The 15,424-nt window shown below is 54.9% G+C and carries 12 protein-coding genes; 1 reads left to right on the top strand and 11 read right to left on the bottom strand.

The window, feature by feature from the left end; all coding sequences use genetic code 11:
* Positions 1-481: 481 nt before the first annotated feature.
* The 10 genes from CJ260_RS10445 to CJ260_RS10400 all read right to left on the bottom strand — a co-directional run bounded on the left by CJ260_RS10445 (position 482) and on the right by CJ260_RS10400 (position 9,940).
* Positions 482-883: a CGGC domain-containing protein gene (locus CJ260_RS10445; RefSeq protein WP_087477515.1), complete on the bottom strand. Its 402-nt coding sequence runs from the start codon at positions 881-883 to the stop codon at positions 482-484.
* Between the two features lie 31 nt (positions 884-914).
* Positions 915-2,252: an MATE family efflux transporter gene (locus tag CJ260_RS10440; RefSeq protein ID WP_198947447.1), complete on the bottom strand. Its 1,338-nt coding sequence runs from the start codon at positions 2,250-2,252 to the stop codon at positions 915-917.
* A 128-nt stretch (positions 2,253-2,380) separates the two neighbouring features.
* Positions 2,381-3,109: a DNA repair protein RecO gene (locus CJ260_RS10435; protein WP_095630149.1), complete on the bottom strand. Its 729-nt coding sequence runs from the start codon at positions 3,107-3,109 to the stop codon at positions 2,381-2,383.
* Positions 3,096-4,406, bottom strand: coding sequence for a hemolysin family protein (locus CJ260_RS10430; protein WP_369831752.1), 1,311 nt, complete (start codon positions 4,404-4,406; stop codon positions 3,096-3,098). The genes CJ260_RS10435 and CJ260_RS10430 overlap by 14 nt, the downstream gene beginning before the upstream one ends.
* A gap of 42 nt (positions 4,407-4,448) precedes the next feature.
* Positions 4,449-5,351, bottom strand: a complete 903-nt coding sequence (era, locus tag CJ260_RS10425; RefSeq protein ID WP_087477518.1) for a GTPase Era — start codon at positions 5,349-5,351, stop codon at positions 4,449-4,451.
* Positions 5,352-5,360: 9 nt separating this feature from the next.
* Positions 5,361-5,759 carry a cytidine deaminase gene (locus CJ260_RS10420; protein WP_095630147.1) on the bottom strand — a complete coding sequence of 133 codons (399 nt, stop codon included), beginning with the start codon at positions 5,757-5,759 and terminating at the stop codon, positions 5,361-5,363.
* Positions 5,759-6,232, bottom strand: coding sequence for an rRNA maturation RNase YbeY (ybeY, locus tag CJ260_RS10415; protein WP_087477520.1), 474 nt, complete (start codon positions 6,230-6,232; stop codon positions 5,759-5,761). The genes CJ260_RS10420 and ybeY overlap by 1 nt, the downstream gene beginning before the upstream one ends.
* A gap of 14 nt (positions 6,233-6,246) precedes the next feature.
* Positions 6,247-7,203, bottom strand: a complete 957-nt coding sequence (locus tag CJ260_RS10410) for a PhoH family protein (protein WP_095630146.1) — start codon at positions 7,201-7,203, stop codon at positions 6,247-6,249.
* 23 nt (positions 7,204-7,226) lie between these two features.
* A complete protein-coding gene (locus tag CJ260_RS10405; RefSeq protein WP_095630145.1) occupies positions 7,227-8,180 on the bottom strand; it encodes a TIGR01212 family radical SAM protein in 954 nt (317 codons plus the stop codon).
* Positions 8,177-9,940, bottom strand: a complete 1,764-nt coding sequence (locus CJ260_RS10400) for a B12-binding domain-containing radical SAM protein (protein ID WP_095630144.1) — start codon at positions 9,938-9,940, stop codon at positions 8,177-8,179. The genes CJ260_RS10405 and CJ260_RS10400 overlap by 4 nt, the downstream gene beginning before the upstream one ends.
* A gap of 208 nt (positions 9,941-10,148) precedes the next feature.
* Here CJ260_RS10400 and nadE point away from each other — a divergent pair, with 208 nt between their 5' ends.
* Positions 10,149-12,050 carry an NAD(+) synthase gene (gene nadE, locus CJ260_RS10395; protein WP_095630143.1) on the top strand — a complete coding sequence of 634 codons (1,902 nt, stop codon included), beginning with the start codon at positions 10,149-10,151 and terminating at the stop codon, positions 12,048-12,050.
* Between the two features lie 218 nt (positions 12,051-12,268).
* Here the strand turns inward: nadE and CJ260_RS10390 are convergent, their stop codons facing one another.
* On the bottom strand, positions 12,269-15,421 hold the full coding sequence (locus CJ260_RS10390) for an efflux RND transporter permease subunit (RefSeq protein WP_095630142.1): 3,153 nt from the start codon (positions 15,419-15,421) through the stop codon (positions 12,269-12,271).
* Between the last annotated feature and the right edge of the window lie 3 nt (positions 15,422-15,424).

The following is a 15,424-nucleotide window of genomic DNA, read 5'->3' as shown; positions in this document are numbered from 1 at the left end:
GCCACAATGGCCTGCTGAGGGATTTCATCCCAAAGGGCATGTCCATGGAGCGGTTCTCTGATGAGGATATCCTGAACATGGCAGATACGCTGAACCAGCGCCCACGGCGTGTTTTGGGCTACCATACGCCGTCAGAGCTATTTGATGCATTCCTCGATGAAGTTTATGCTAGTGAGTGTGTTTCCTGATTATGGTTGTTCAAATTCAACTTGCAATTTACCTACAGTAAAAAATGTAATCAATTATTTTTTGTTAAACCGTAAATGTGCTGTCAATACAGCCCTTCTACACTAAGGCAAGTTTTTCCTAGTCATTTTTTAAGCACATTTTATTTAAGCCGATTATATTAAATATAATTTCATTTGTCAATTATTAATTAAATAAAATTAAACTTAATAAAAATATATTGTATCTAGAAAAAAACAGAGCAGCCATTGCTATTGCATCTTCCGCTGCTCTGCTCTGTTTTGTTCTATCTATATTAAAACGTTTTATAAATCCCAGCTTCCCGCTTTTTCGTCGCCGCGTTCGATATATACGAGCCCAGGACGACGGAATAGCCTTTGCGCTCTGCGATTTGCCGCATGTAATCCAAATGGGGGCAAGGCGGCCGATGGGAGTTATCGGAACAGACGCACGAAGCGAAATGGATGACGACGTCTTCCTTTCGTTCGCCGCGGCGCTTCAAATGCTTCGTCAGATTTTCCAGCTTGGCCGCTACTTCGGCGCCGCAGCAGCCGCCGCAGGTGACAGGCATATAGCGGACGTCTTCTTCATAGGACGCAAAAGCGCCTTCGCGCTTGTAAAAGGCATCCATACAGGGATACCCGCTGCAGCGGTTCATGACCAAATGACATTGAATGACGACGACGAGCTTGCTCATATCCATTCCTCCTCATAAAACGAATACATAACTACCTTCTGATCTTCCGCATCGTGTGCTGTACGTAGAAGTAACTTCCCGCCGTAAACAGGCAGGCTGCGACCCAGCAGATCGGGCTGGCACAGCAGATGCCGAAAAATCCCCACATGCCGGCCAAAACGAAGGCCGACAGGCCGCGGAATACCAGCTCGATGATGCTGCTGATAAGCGGCACGCTGGAAATCCCCATGCCCTGCAAGGCGTTACGGTAGACAAAGATCTGCCCGAGAAAAATATAAAAGGGCACAGACGTGTGCAAGTACAGCATGGCCTGCTGCAGGAGCAGGTCGTCGTGCTCCGTCGTAAAGACGGAAATCAGCTCCTGCCCGTAAAACAGCATAGCCCCAATAGCAAACAAGCAGAAGCACAGCGACACGAGGGAACACTGCCGGACACCCTTTCGGATGCGGTCGTACTTCTGAGCGCCGTAATTCTGCGCCGAGTAGACAGCCATGGCGATGCCGAAGGAAATCATAGGCTGCAGAGCCAGCTGTTCAATCCGCGTCGCCGATACGAAGCCGGCAATGGTTTCAGGGCCAAAGGTATTGCAGACCGACTGGATGGCTAAAATCCCCAGGGAAATAATCATGAACTGCATGGCCATGGGCAGGCCAAGGCGCAGATGCTGCCATGCAAATTCCCTGTCGAAGGCCCAGTCGCCGCGGCGCAGTCGCAGCATGGGAAAGCGGCGGCGCATATAAAAGAAGCACAGCAGAGCCGACACGCCCTGAGCGATGACCAAGGCGATAGCCGAACCGGGCACGCCCCAGCCGAACTGCATGATAAATACCAGAGCCAGGACGACGTTCAAGACAGACGACAAGATGAGAAAATACAGAGGCGTACGGCTGTCGCCCAAGGCCCGGCAGATACAGGCCAGGAGATTGTACATCATCATGGCGACGATGCCGTAGGTAATGATGATGATATAACTGTACGAATCGTCATAGAGCTCGTCAGAAATATTCATGAGCTCCATGAGCAGGGGCATCTGCCAAGCCGCAATCGTCGTCAGCAAGACCGTCAATCCGACGGCCAGCATAGCCGACATGGCGACGGAACGGCGCACGCCTTCGTCGTCGTTGGCTCCGAACCGCTGCCCCGTAACGACGGAAAATCCCGACGTCAAGCCGATGGTCAGGCCCAACAGGGCCATGAACAACGGTCCCGACGCGCCGACTGCCGCCAGAGCATGGACGCCGATGGTCCGTCCGACGATGATGATGTCGGCAATATTATAAAATTGCTGAAATACGTTCCCAATCAGCAGGGGAACGGTAAAAGACAAGATCAGGCGTATGGGGCTGCCTGCCGTCATATTCTTAACCATATGCCCTCCTTTATCTTTCGTAATGATAGGCGTATAAAAAATAATAGCCTTATTATACCATAGGCCGACTAAAAGACAAGAAAAACAAAAAGAACGGCGTCGAAAGATTTGATTCTTTCTCACCGTTCTTACGGACGCTCCAGCAATACTAATGATTGCAGCTTTTTTTCACTGCATTGCTCGACGTAGCTGTACAATAGCCATTCCAGTGCTGCCAAGCCCTTGGCGCTGAAACGCAGCGTCTCCTCCCGTTCCCATCGGTATCGCAGCAGGCGCTTCCAAAGCTGCTGGATCTCCGGCGACAACTTCTCTTCCTGCATTTCCGCCAGCCCTTCGTCGCCGAAGTAATATCTTCCCTGGCCATAGAAAGACGAAAACACGCGCACCGTATCGACGTCGGGATAAAACCCGGCCAGTCCGGCCAGCTGCCAGCCGGCGATAATCGTCAGGACCCGCGGGTCCTTGGCCGCCAACAGGCGGCTGTAGCGCAGGAGCAGGCCGTACACGTTGCCGTCGGCCTGCCGGTACGGCGTGAGGTTCAGGACCATTTCGACGAAGAGCTGCGAATACACATAGTGGTCCCACGTCAGGTTCACCATGGCCTCGTTTCCCCGGCATTCGTATTCCCGCAGGGATAGGACGTCGCCTTGTTCGGCCGCATCAAAGGTAATTTCTCCCAAAGGCATAAAAGCCCCGGAGCCGCTGCGGCCGCGGCTCCGCTCGGACACAAACAGCCGCAGCAGCCCTTCCTGCCGGGTAAAGACGGACAGGACGCGCTGTTTCCCCCGCTTCTGCACTTGAAGGATCAGTCCGTCGTACGGGCGGACAGGGCGGAAAATATAGTTACTCCTTGTCATGGTCCCCTTCCCCCTCTGGCGGCGGCAATTCTTCCGGCGGTATGGGCACGGCCTTGAGGCGAGCAATGCGGAACCGCTGCATTTCCAATACGACAAAGCGATAAGTCCCGATAATGGCTTCTTCCTTGACGACAGGCGTATGGCCCAGCACGTTGAACACATAGCCGCCGATAGTATCCGTGTCGACGTCTTCTTCGACAGGTATGTGGAGCAGCTCTTCCACGTCCTCCAGCAATACGGTGCCGGCAAACTCATAGGCGCCGTTTGCCAGAGGCTGGATTTCTTCTTTTTCCATGCTGTGCTCGTTTTTAATGTTGCCGACCAGCTCTTCCAGAATATCTTCCAGCCCAATGAGGCCGACGGTACTGCCGTATTCGTCGACGACCATAGCCAGATAGGTCCGCCGGGCCCGCATGAGCTGCAGGAGCTTGGACGCCGGCATGATTTCCGGAACCATCAGGATAGGCCGCTTGATTTGGCGGAGGTTGGTCTGCTTATGCATGTACAAATCCATCAAATCCTTGATGTGTATCAGCCCTAAAATGTGGTCCTTGTCTTCTTCGCACAAGGGGTACCGCGTGTGGCGGGACTGGCGTATCGTCGCGATGTGCTGGCTCATCGTATCTTCCAAATACAGGCAGACGATATTCTGCCGGGGAATCATGATTTCCCGGGCCAGACGGTCGGCAAAATCAAAGACGTTGCCAATGAGCTCGCTTTCTACCTGGTCGATCTTCCCTTCCTTGTGGCTGGCCGTGACGAGCATGCGGATTTCATCTTCCGAGTGGGCCATGTCGATTTCATTGGTCACCTCGAGATCGCGGCCGCGGAGAATGGCTTTGCCCAGCCAGTTGCCCAGGCAGATGAGCGGGTAAAGCAGTCGGCTCCACGGCTGTATCAGCGGCCGGATAGCCTTCAGGCTCCGCTCTGCCCGCTGCAGGCCGATGGATTTGGGAATAAGCTCGCCAAATACCCAGGCGATGCCGCACAGGACGATGCAGACGACGGCATAGGCCGCCCAGACAATCCACGCTTCGCCGGCATACTGCACAAACTGGCCGTATCCGTTATACAGGGCGAAATAGATCGTCGCGCCGCCGACGAGGCCGAAGAGGGCCATGCCCAGCTGGGCCGTCCCTAAAAATAAGGTCGGGTTATCGTACAGCTTGAGCAGGGGCTTGGCGCTCTCGTCGCCGTCTTCCACCAATTCTTCGATGTATTCGCGGCGCAGCTGGGCAAAGGCAAATTTCCCTGTAACGCAGACGGCACTGCAAAGGACGCATATGCAGTAAATCACAAAACATTCCAGCAATAGTTGCGGTTCAATAAGTCATCTCTCCTATTCGTTCTTATAGCCTAGCTCGCTGAGGGCCGACGCCTTATTGCGCCAGTCGTGCTTTACTTTAACCCAAATATCCAAAAATACGGACGACCCCAGCAGGTTTTCGATTTCCCGGCGGGCCTGTTCGCCTACTTCCTTCAGGACCGAGCCGTTCTTGCCGATGACGATGCGCTTCTGCGAATCCCGTTCGACGTAAATCGTCAGGCGGATGTACACCTTGTTCCTGCCGCGGGGCTTCATCTCTTCCACGTAGGCGGCGATGGCGTGGGGCACTTCGTCGCGCGTGCATCGGAACAACTTTTCCCGGACGATTTCCGCGACGAGAAGCCGTTCAGGCTGGTCTGTAATCATGTCGTCGGGGAAATACTTCGGCCCTTCCTGCAGTATCTTTTTCAGCTCGTCCAGTACAGCGTCCACGTTGTCGCCGTTCAGCGCCGATATGGGGATAATCTGTTCAAAGGGATACAGGGCGTTGTATTCCGTAATTTTTTGGAAAATCTCTTCCTTGCTCATCAAATCGACCTTGTTGATGATGAGGAATACGGGAACGCCGGCGTCCTTGACCTTGTCAAGAACGAACATGTCACCGGGGCCCTTCTTTTCGTTGCCCGAAATAAGGAACAGCACGGCGTCGATGTCCTTGAGGGACTGGTAAGCCGCTTCATCCATGAACTGGCCCAGCTTGTGCTTCGGCTTGTGGATGCCCGGCGTGTCGAGAAACACGATCTGGCAGTCTTCGTCGGTATGAATGCATAAAATGCGGTTGCGCGTCGTCTGAGCCTTATCGGACACGATAGATACCTTCTGCTTGATAATGCGGTTGATAAGCGTCGACTTGCCGACGTTCGGGCGGCCTACGACGGCGACGAATCCCGATTTAAACGTAGTTTTTTCTTCCATATATACTCCTTATTCCGTTTCTTCCTGTAGTGTAAAGGCAAAGGGCAGCAAATCCTCAAGGGCCAGTACCCGGTAGGCGCCGTCGGCGCGGGTCGCAACGACGTAAGACACGCCGAATTCAGCCATGACCTGCCGGCACGCGCCGCAGGGCATCGTATCGTCGGCACTGCCGACAATGGCAACAGCTTCAAACTTCCGGCAGCCGGCGGCGACGCCGCGGAATATGGCGTTCCGCTCGGCGCAGCACGACAAGCCATACGAGCTGTTTTCTACGTTGCAGCCCGCATATATAACGCCGTCTTCTCCCAGAGCCGCCGCGCCGACGTAAAACCGGGAGTACGGCGCATAAGCTTTTTCCCGGGCCTTTTTCGCCGCTTCGATGAGCAGGCGGACGCTTTCCCCGTCCATTATAACTCTTCTCCCTGACGGACGTAACCCAGGCGGTGGAGGATAAATTCCTCTTCCTTGCGCATTTCCGCTTTGTCGTCAGGCTCCATGTGGTCGTAGCCGAGGATGTGCAGCATGCCGTGAATCGTCAAATAGGCCAGCTCCCGTTCAAAGGAATGGCCGTATTCTTCGGCCTGCTCCTGCACCTTTTCCAGGGAAATGACGATGTCGCCCAAAAGGGCCGCGTCAGGGCCGTCGTAGCCGTCGTCTTCCCCTTCGTTCAGGGCAAAGGACAAGACGTCTGTAGGACGGTCAATCTGGCGGTACTGCTTGTTCAGCTCATGGATGTATTCGTTGTGGCATAAGAGAACGCTGATTTCCGCGTTGGGCCCCAAGCCGTACACGAGCGCCGCTTCCTGGCATACCTGCTCGATTACCTGTTCGTACGTGTCGTTCTGGAACGACGGGTCTTCGTAGTTGATGTTGATATTCATACTGGTCCACCTTTCTATTCTTTTTTATAGAAATCTTCATATGCCCGTATGATCCGCCCGACCATGTCGTGACGGACGACGTCTTCGTCGGTAAAGTACACCATGCCCAGTCCGCGGACGTTCTGCAGGACCTTCTGGGCTTCGATGAGGCCGGACATCTTGCGGTCTACTAAGTCTATCTGCGTGACGTCGCCGTTGACGACGACGCGGGAATGGTTGCCCATACGGGTCAGGAACATCTTCATCTGCTCCTTCGTCGTATTCTGCGCTTCGTCGAGGATGATAAACGATTCCTCCAGCGTCCGGCCGCGCATGTAGGCCAGAGGCGCTACCTCGATGATATTGCGGGTCACCATTTTCTGGAACTGGTCGTAGCCGAACATATCCGCCAAGGCATCGTAAAGGGGCCGCAGGTACGGGTCGATCTTCTCCTGCAAATCACCGGGCAGAAAGCCCAGCTTTTCGCCGGCTTCTACGGCCGGGCGGGTCAGGATAATCCGCTCTACTTCGCGGTTCTTCAAATAATACGACGCCAAGGCTACGGCCAGGTAGGTCTTGCCCGTGCCGGCCGGGCCGATGCCGAAGGTCACGAGATTTTTCCGTATGGAATCGACGTACTGCTTCTGTCCCGCCGTCTTGGGCTTGATGAGCCGTCCCCGGGCCGAAATGCTGACCGTGTCGCCGTAAATAGACTGGAGCAGGTCTTCCTTTCCCTGCTTGATCAGCGACGACGAGTAGCGCACGTGCTGCGTCGTCATGTACGTATTTTCCCGGTACAGGTACCGCAGCGTGCGCAGCACCGTCTCCACCTGGCTGACGCCGGGCTCGCTGCCGACAATAATCACTTCGTCGCCGCGGGAGGCAATGCGGCAGTCAGGAAATTCCTTCTGTATGGTCTTTAAAAATTCGTCCTTCATGCCCAGCACGGCTTTGGCCTCGGACAAGTCCGAAAAGATAAATCGTTTTTCCATAGGCAATGGTCATGTCCCCTTTGTTAGTAATCTGTAAATTTCCGCACGGCTTTTCCGTGAAGGTACGTGCATTTCGCTCCTTGACGGGTGTCGCGCCGCACGAGCTCAGCGTCGATCATATCGCGGATTTTCCACCAGCCCATACCCCAGTTAGCAAATTCCGTCGCCTCCTTCGGCGCCCGGCCGATGAGCCGCTGGAACACGATGTCCGGCCGCGTGTATTCCAAAAAGGTCACGACGCGGTCTACGTATTCTTCGGCGGAAATGAGCTGTATCTCCCCGGTCTTGTACCAATCGGCCATGACGGTATTCTTGATGATGTACAGGGCATGGAGCTTGATTTCGTGCGTCGGCAGGGCGGAAATAATCTTGGCCGTCTCGACGACGTCTTCCATCGTATCCCAGGGCAAGTCCAATATGACGTGGGTGCAGTTGCGAAAGGGATAGGCCTGTATCATCATCATGGCGTCGATGTATTCGGCCAGCGTGTGGCCCCGGTTGATTTTCTGCAGCGTCTTGTAGTTAACCGTCTGCAAGCCGAACTCGACGAGGATATCTACGCCGTAGGTCTCCTTGATTTCCGCCATAATATCGAAATACGTCGTATTGACGCAGTCCGGCCGCGTCGCGACGGCGATGCCGACGATGTCGGGCCGGCAGGCTTCGATGAGGTATTGGCGGAACACGTCGGGCCGGATATAGGTATTGGTGAAATTCTGGAAATAGGCGATGAATTTATTGGCCTTGTATTTAGGCTGGATATGGGCGATGTTGGCCTCTATCTGCCGCTGTATGGTCATGTCGGCCGGCAGGTTTTCATACCCTGCGCCGATGGAGCCGCAGAAGGCGCAGCCCCGCGTGCCCAGCGTGCCGTCGCGGTTCGGGCACGTATCGGGAATGCTGATGGGCAGCTTATATACCTTTTCGCCGTACCGTTCTTTCAAATACGTCGAATATACATTATATCGTTCGTTCATATCTTAAATTCCCCTGTACTGTGTTTAGGCGGCACGATCTGCCACGATACGCCGCCCTTTCGTTTTTCTGCCAGAACATAGGCGCCTCCTTCAGGGATAGCTGTATAGCGCCGCAGCTCGTCCAGCGTATCCCTGCCGACGGGCCAGACGCGGCAGCGCATCTTGACGTCGCGCCAGCTCGTGAAAACGTAATCGGGTACATACTGGCGCAGCCATTCCTCGTCGCGGAACATAGCGTCCGTCTCTTCGCGAGGCGCTTCCTGCCAGCCCAAAAAGCCGGCATGATAGCGGAACTGGAAGCATACCTGCATATCCAGTGCCAGCAAGTCCGCCGCGACAGCCTGCTGTTCTTCCGTCAGGCCCAGCCTGTCCCGGCAGCAATGCCACAAGAACTGGCAGAGCCCCTCGTCCGACAGGGCCTGCTCGTCGTACCCCAGGGCCAGCCATTCGTCGGTCAGGCCTTCGTACAAAGCAAAATAATCCCGGGCGTAGATTCGGGATACATAGGACAAAAGACAGGTAAATTTTCCCGAATTATAGGTTCGTTCAAAGACGTCCTCAAAGACCTTCATGTACCGCACCCGTTCATAAGGCAGCCACGTCGTTTCCAGCACTTCGTAAGGCCCCTGCGGGTCATAGCGGTAGTCGCCGCCGTAATCGCGGCGGATGCCCGAGCCCTTGAGGAGCTTCAAAAAACCAATCTGCAGCTTGTGGGGCCTGAGAGCGTATATATCGTTAAACGACTGGCGCAGGCGGCCGAAATCCTCATAAGGAAGACCGACAATCAAATCCAGATGCAGGTGGATGTTTCCGCATGCCAAGAGCCGTTCCATAATATGCTCGATGCGCGGCCAGTCGTTGTGCCGCCGAATAGCCTGCAGCGTCGGCTCGTGGGTCGACTGAATGCCCATCTCCAGCTGGATACGCCCTTTAGGAGCCGCTGCCAGCAGCTCCAGGTCTTCGTCCATGAGCAGGCCCGGCTCGATTTCCAAATGGAAGTTGATATCTTCGATCACGTCAATCATATAGCGCAGCAGCGGCCGGTAGTGGGCCGGATTGCAGTTGAAGGTCCTGTCGACGAATTTGACCTGATGCACGCCGGCTGCGACGAACTGTTCCAGCTCCTGCAGCACGAGGGGCACGGAGCGGAAGCGGACGGCGTCGTTCATGCCCGACAGGCAGTATTGGCAGTGAAACGGGCAGCCGCGGGAGCTTTCGTAATACATGATCTTATGGTCGAGCAGGGAAAAATCCTGCCCCTCATAGGGAAAGGGCAGACGGTCCAGCTCGGCCACTTCCTGATAGGCATCACTGCCCTGAATCTGGCCTCCGACTCGTCCCATGACGCCCGGTACAGCCGTCCCGTCTTCGCCTCGCGCTAAGGCCTGCAGAAAGGCCGGCACCATATCTTCTCCCTCACCTTGAAGTACGTAATCAATGTCGGGATGGTCCCGCAATATCTCCTCTGCCGTATAGGACACTTCCGGCCCGCCGACAAAGACGATCGTCTGCGGCCGCACCTGCTTGATGAGGGAAATGATATGGCAGGTCATTTCGATATTCCATATATAACAGGAAAAGCCGATGATATCGGCGTCGAACTTGGAAATGCGGCGCAGAATGTCATAGGCATGCTGATTGATCGTATATTCCGCCGTCTTCACCGCGACGCCCTGCCGGCGGCACGCCGTATAAAGGCAGCGCAGCGCCAGGGAGGAATGGATGAACTTGGCGTTTAAGATAGTCAATAAAGTGTTCATGTAAGTCTTCTTTCCTTCAGTCAGAAAGTAATATCACTACAATTATACTACATGCCGCTCCTTTTCGCACCCTATGAGGCTATGCGATTTTGCACAGTCGCCTTAGACCTGTCGGGCATACGCGGCGTATCTTCCGCCCTCTCTATTCACAATGGCGCCTATGGAGTATAATAATAGGTATGAAATTATTTATCAGGGAGGCATATCTATGCTGAAAATTGCTCTCGCCCAGCTTGATATACATGCCGGCGACCCGCGCTTCAATACCGCCGCCATGAAAAAAGCCATCTCCAAGGCTAAGCAGCAGGGCTGCGACATGATTATCTTCCCGGAACTTTCGATTCCGGGCTATTTTATCGGCGACGTCTGGGATCAGCCCGACTTCATCGACGACTGCGTCCGCTTCGGCGAAGAAATCCAGGCCGCTTCAGAAGGAATTACCGTCGTCTACGGCAACGTAGCCAAGGAACCGGGCCGGGTCAACTTAGACGGCCGGACCCGCAAGTACAACGCCATGTTCATCGCCAGCGACGGCAAGCTCCTGTCGCCGGAACGGTCGCCCTATCCGTTTTACATTAAGACGCTCCTTCCCAACTACCGGGAGTTCAGCGACATCCGCTATTTCACATCCCTCATGGAAGTGGCCCAGGAGCGGCGCGCCTTTCCGGAAGACTTCTTGTCGCCCGTCCACATCGCCTTCGCCGACGGACGGAAGCTCTGCGTAGGCCCGCTCATCTGCGAAGACAGCTGGGACGACAACTATCCCTTCAAGCCCATGTCGTACTTAGGCAATACGTACGATATCGACCTGTTCGTCAACATTTCCAGCTCTCCCTTTACGCAGGGCAAGACGGAGCGGCGTCACCGCCTGTTCGGCAAGGCCATCGGCGAAATCGGCAAGCCCGCCGTATACGTCAACTGCACGGGCATCCAGAACAACGGCAAAAATGTCTACACCTTCGACGGTTCCAGCAGCGCCTACGACAAGGACGGCCGCCTTCACTACGAATGCGCCGCCTTCGGCGAAGAGCTGGCCATCGTCGAATACGACGAGCAGAACCACGTCTTCACGTCGCCGGTCCACGTCAACGAACAGCGCGGCAGCACGGCCGACATCTACGCCAGCCTGCATTACGGCCTGAAATCCTTTATGGGCTCCCTCGGCCTGGATCACGTCGTCATCGGCGTATCGGGCGGCATCGACTCGGCCGTCAACGCCGCCTTATACGCCACAGTCCTTCCGCCGGAACACATCCTCTTAGTCAACATGCCCAGCTGCTACAACTCGGAAATGACTAAGGGACTGGCTAAGGAGTTAGCCGACAACCTGGGCTGCCTGTATACGGTCATTCCCGTACAGGACAGCCTGGAATTGACGCGCCGCCAATTCAGCGACGCCGTATTATATAAAAACGACGTCGAAGCAGGCCGTCTGGAGCTGACCAGCTTCATTGAAGAAAACATCCAGGCCCGGGACCGTTCCAGCCGTATTCTGGCCGCAGCGGCAGCCGCTTTCGGCGGCGTCTTCACCTGCAACGCCAACAAGGCCGAATCGTCTGTCGGATACGCTACGCTGTACGGCGACAGCGCCGGCTTCCTGGCCGCGACGGCCGATTTGTGGAAGCATCAGGTCTACGACCTGGCCCGGTACTTGAACGACGAAGTGTTCAAACGGGAAGTCATTCCCCGCGGCTCTATCGACATCGTCCCCAGCGCCGAGCTGTCTTCCAATCAGGACATCACCAAAGGCCAGGGCGACCCCCTGGTGTATCCCTATCACGACTACCTCTTCGCCGCCTTCATCGAACGGTGGCAGCGGGCGACGCCGGAGTCGATTCTCCAATGGTATGCCGACGGCACGCTGGAAGAACACATCGGCTGCCCCATCAAGGTGCGCGACCTCTTTCCCGACGCGGCGTCCTTCATCGCCGACTTGGAAAAATGGTGGCGCCTCATCGCCGGCTTTGCCGTCGCCAAGCGCATTCAATGCCCGCCAATCTTATCCGTCAGCCGCCGTTCCTTCGGCAACGACCTGCGGGAATCGCAGCTCAAGCCGTATTATACGACGCGCTATTTGGAATTAAAAGAAAAACTGCTGCAAGGCAGATAACTGCATATACGACGCATACAGCCGCATCGCAGCGATGCGGCTTTTTGTCGTACACCGTATTGAGCATACAGAAAAGGAGTTCTCACGGGAACATACCCACGAGAACTCCTTTTCTGCGCTTTCAGCCAACGGTGCTGCACAAGGCAGCACCGCTGAGCCAAAAACGTAAATCCAGTATCGCCCTTCCAGTCAAAAGGGAAGCTGCAGATACAATACTCTTACATATCACCTAATCTGCCGATGGTCTGTTTCTTCTTCACCGGCTGATGGCCGATTTTTTCAACGAGGATGAACAGCATCGGAATGAGGAATACGCCCAGAATCGTCGCCATAGACGTACCGAAGACGACGACGATACCCATGGTGACACGGGATGCCGCGCCGGCGCCCGTAGCAAGAGCCAACGGGATAGAGCCTACGACGAAGGCCAGGGACGTCATGACGATAGGACGGAGACGAATCTTCGCCGCTTCAATCGCCGCCGATACGGGATCCATGCCGCGTTCATCGACACGGACTTTAGCGTATTCGATAATCAGGATGGCGTTTTTAGCCGCCAAACCGATAACGGCGAGAATACCGATCTGGAAGTAAATGTTGTTCGTCTGGTCGAAGATGTACGTGAACAGCGTCGCGCCGAACAAGCCGGCCGGCACGCTGAACAGTACGGCGAACGGTACCTTCCAGCTTTCGTACAAGGCTGCCAATACGAGGAATACGAAGAGGATAGCCAGACCGAAGACGTAAATCGTCTTGTTGCCGGCTTCGACTTCTTCACGGCTCATGTCGGCCCATTCATAGGTGTAGCCTTCGCCGAGCGTATCGGCGGCGACTTCCTGCAGGGCTTTCAGCGCATCGCCGGAGCTCTGGCCGGCAGCCGGAGCGCCCATGATCTTAATGGCCGGATAGTCGTTGAAACGAGTGATAATAGAAGCCGAGCCAATTGGACGAGGCCGTACGAAGTTGGCCACGGAAATGAGCTCGTTATTGGAATTGCGGACGTAGAGGTTCTTGTTGCCGTCGACGGTTTCACGGAACTGCGGAGCTGCCTGGATGACGACCTTAAAGTTACGTCCGAAAATAGTGAAGTCGTTGATCTGGTACGAGCCGTAGAAAGACTGCAAAGTCTGGTATACAGAGCTCATAGATACGCCTTCTCTGGCAACCATGTCGCGGTCTACGTCGAGGTAATACCCCGGCGTATCGTTGGAAAAGGCCGTATAGACGGAGCCGATTTCCGGCCGTTTCGCCGCTTCGGCAATAAATTTATTGGCCGTTTCCATCAATTCGTCCGTCGTATGGCCGCCGCGGTTTTCGATGTGCAGCGTAAAGCCGGCAGAAATGCCCATGCCGTCAATAGGCGGCGGGTTGATGGCGACGATAGATGCCTGGGGAATCTGCGCACCGTGAGCCATGATCTTGCCTACCAGCGCGTCAACGGACATGCTCGGATCTTTACGCTGATCCCAGTCTTCCATGCCGACGAAAGCCGTAGCGCCGTTCGTCTTAGCGCCGCCGGCCAGCATGTTGTAGCCAACGATATTCATGGACTGCGTAACGCCGGGCTGCTGTTCAATCCAGTTGCCCAAATCGACGGCAATCTGCTTGGTAATCGTCTGGGACGTGCCTTCCGGCAAGGTCGTGCTGACGATGACGAAGCCGTTATCTTCCGAAGGCACGAAGCCTGTCGGAATGATGGTGAACAAGAATCCGGAAATGCCGGAAATCATAATCAGGAAAGCGACGCTCCACTTGATGCGCCGGTTCAAGTGCACCAGACGGATACCGTACCAGTTCGTCATGCGTTCAAAAGCACGATTGAACTGCTGGAAAAATTTAAAGATGCCTTTCGGATTTTCCGTCGGTTTATGAACCTTCAGGATAGAGGCGCACATGGCCGGCGTCAGCGTCAGGGCGACGAAGGCCGAAATGGCCACGGAAATAGCAATCGTAAAGGCAAACTGCCGGTACAAAATACCGCTCATGCCGCTCAGGAAGCCGACTGGGATAAATACGGACGCCAGTACGCAGGCAACGCCGATAACCGGGTTCTGTACGTTCTGCATGGCGATGATCGTCGCTTCCCTCGGCCCCTTGTTGTTGTACTTGATTTCATATTCGACAGCTTCGATAACGACGATGGCATCGTCGACGAGAAGGCCGATGGCCAAAACCATGGCGAACAAGGTCAGGGTATTAATGGAGAAATCTAAAATCGTAAAGCAGGCAAAGGTCCCGAGCAGCGATACAGGAACGGCGATCAGCGGGATCAGCGTCGACCGACCGCTCTGGAGGAACAAGTATACGATAGCCGCTACGAGGAGCAGCGCTTCCACAAAGGTGTGAATAACTTCGTTGATAGACGCCGATACGAACTTCGTGCTGTCGTAAATAATACGGTAATCCAAGTCGGATGGGAAGGATTTTTTAGCTTCTTCCAATACTTCCCGCGCGCCGCTTACAGTCTGCATAGCATTGGCGTCTGACGTCAGGCTGACCATGAAGCCGGCCTGAGGCTGGCCGTTGAAGTTGCCTTCCACGTTATAATCCTTTGCACCCAATTCTACCGTGGCGACATCGCCGACGCGAACCATCGTTCCGTCCGGATTGGTACGGACGATGACATCTCGGAATTGTTCGGCAGTCTGGAGACGGCCTTCAGCGCGCATCGTATACTGGTACGTCTGATTGTTTGTCGTCGGCTGCGAACCGATGGAGCCGACGGCAGCCTGAATATTCTGGCCTTCAATAGCGGAAATAATATCCGTCGGCGTAACCTGAAGGATATTCATCTTCAGCGGATCCATCCAGATACGCATGGCGTAGTCAGAGCCGAATTCTTCGACGTTGCCGACGCCGGAAACGGATTTCAAGGCATCCATAAAGAACTGCGTTGCATAGTTCTTCATGAACGTGGCGTCATAAGTACCGTTCGGGGAATACAAGGCGAAAACCATAGCCGTAGAACTCGTCGATTTCTGGACCGTAACGCCTGTTGCCGTAACTTCCTGCGGCAATGTCGCCTGAACCTGGCTGACGCGGTTCTGCGTATTAACCGTGTCCATGTCGTCGTTACTGCCCGTTTCGAACTGGACGGTCAGGGAATACCGGCCGCTGTCGTTACTGGAGCTGGACATGTTTACCATGTCGTCGACGCCGATCATCTGGCGTTCGATGACGCTGGCGACGGTATCACTGATAACTTCGGCGTTAGCGCCTGTATAGGTCGCGGACACGCTGACCTGCGGAGGCGTAACGTTCGGATATTTTGCGACAGGCAGGGACATCATCGCCAAGAGACCGGCAATCGATATGATCAACGATATGACGATGGCGAAGATCGGCCTGTCAATAAAGAATTTTGATATCACTCT

Origin of the sequence: Megasphaera sp. ASD88 (assembly GCF_002287425.1) — a bacterium.
Classification (GTDB): domain Bacteria; phylum Bacillota; class Negativicutes; order Veillonellales; family Megasphaeraceae; genus Megasphaera; species Megasphaera stantonii.
This window is presented reverse-complemented; position numbering and strand designations above follow the sequence as displayed.

Bases quoted from the DNA above. Each gene is read 5' to 3' on its own strand.
- CJ260_RS10400 (WP_095630144.1), bottom strand. From the start codon at position 9,940: ATGAACACTTTATTGACTATCTTAAACGCCAAGTTCATCCATTCCTCC.
- nadE (WP_095630143.1), top strand. From the start codon at position 10,149: ATGCTGAAAATTGCTCTCGCCCAGCTTGATATACATGCCGGCGACCCG.
- era (WP_087477518.1), bottom strand. From the start codon at position 5,351: ATGGAAGAAAAAACTACGTTTAAATCGGGATTCGTCGCCGTCGTAGGC.
- ybeY (WP_087477520.1), bottom strand. From the start codon at position 6,232: ATGAATATCAACATCAACTACGAAGACCCGTCGTTCCAGAACGACACG.
- CJ260_RS10440 (WP_198947447.1), bottom strand. From the start codon at position 2,252: ATGGTTAAGAATATGACGGCAGGCAGCCCCATACGCCTGATCTTGTCT.
- CJ260_RS10435 (WP_095630149.1), bottom strand. From the start codon at position 3,109: ATGACAAGGAGTAACTATATTTTCCGCCCTGTCCGCCCGTACGACGGA.
- CJ260_RS10410 (WP_095630146.1), bottom strand. From the start codon at position 7,203: ATGGAAAAACGATTTATCTTTTCGGACTTGTCCGAGGCCAAAGCCGTG.
- CJ260_RS10405 (WP_095630145.1), bottom strand. From the start codon at position 8,180: ATGAACGAACGATATAATGTATATTCGACGTATTTGAAAGAACGGTAC.
- CJ260_RS10420 (WP_095630147.1), bottom strand. From the start codon at position 5,759: ATGGACGGGGAAAGCGTCCGCCTGCTCATCGAAGCGGCGAAAAAGGCC.
- CJ260_RS10445 (WP_087477515.1), bottom strand. From the start codon at position 883: ATGAGCAAGCTCGTCGTCGTCATTCAATGTCATTTGGTCATGAACCGC.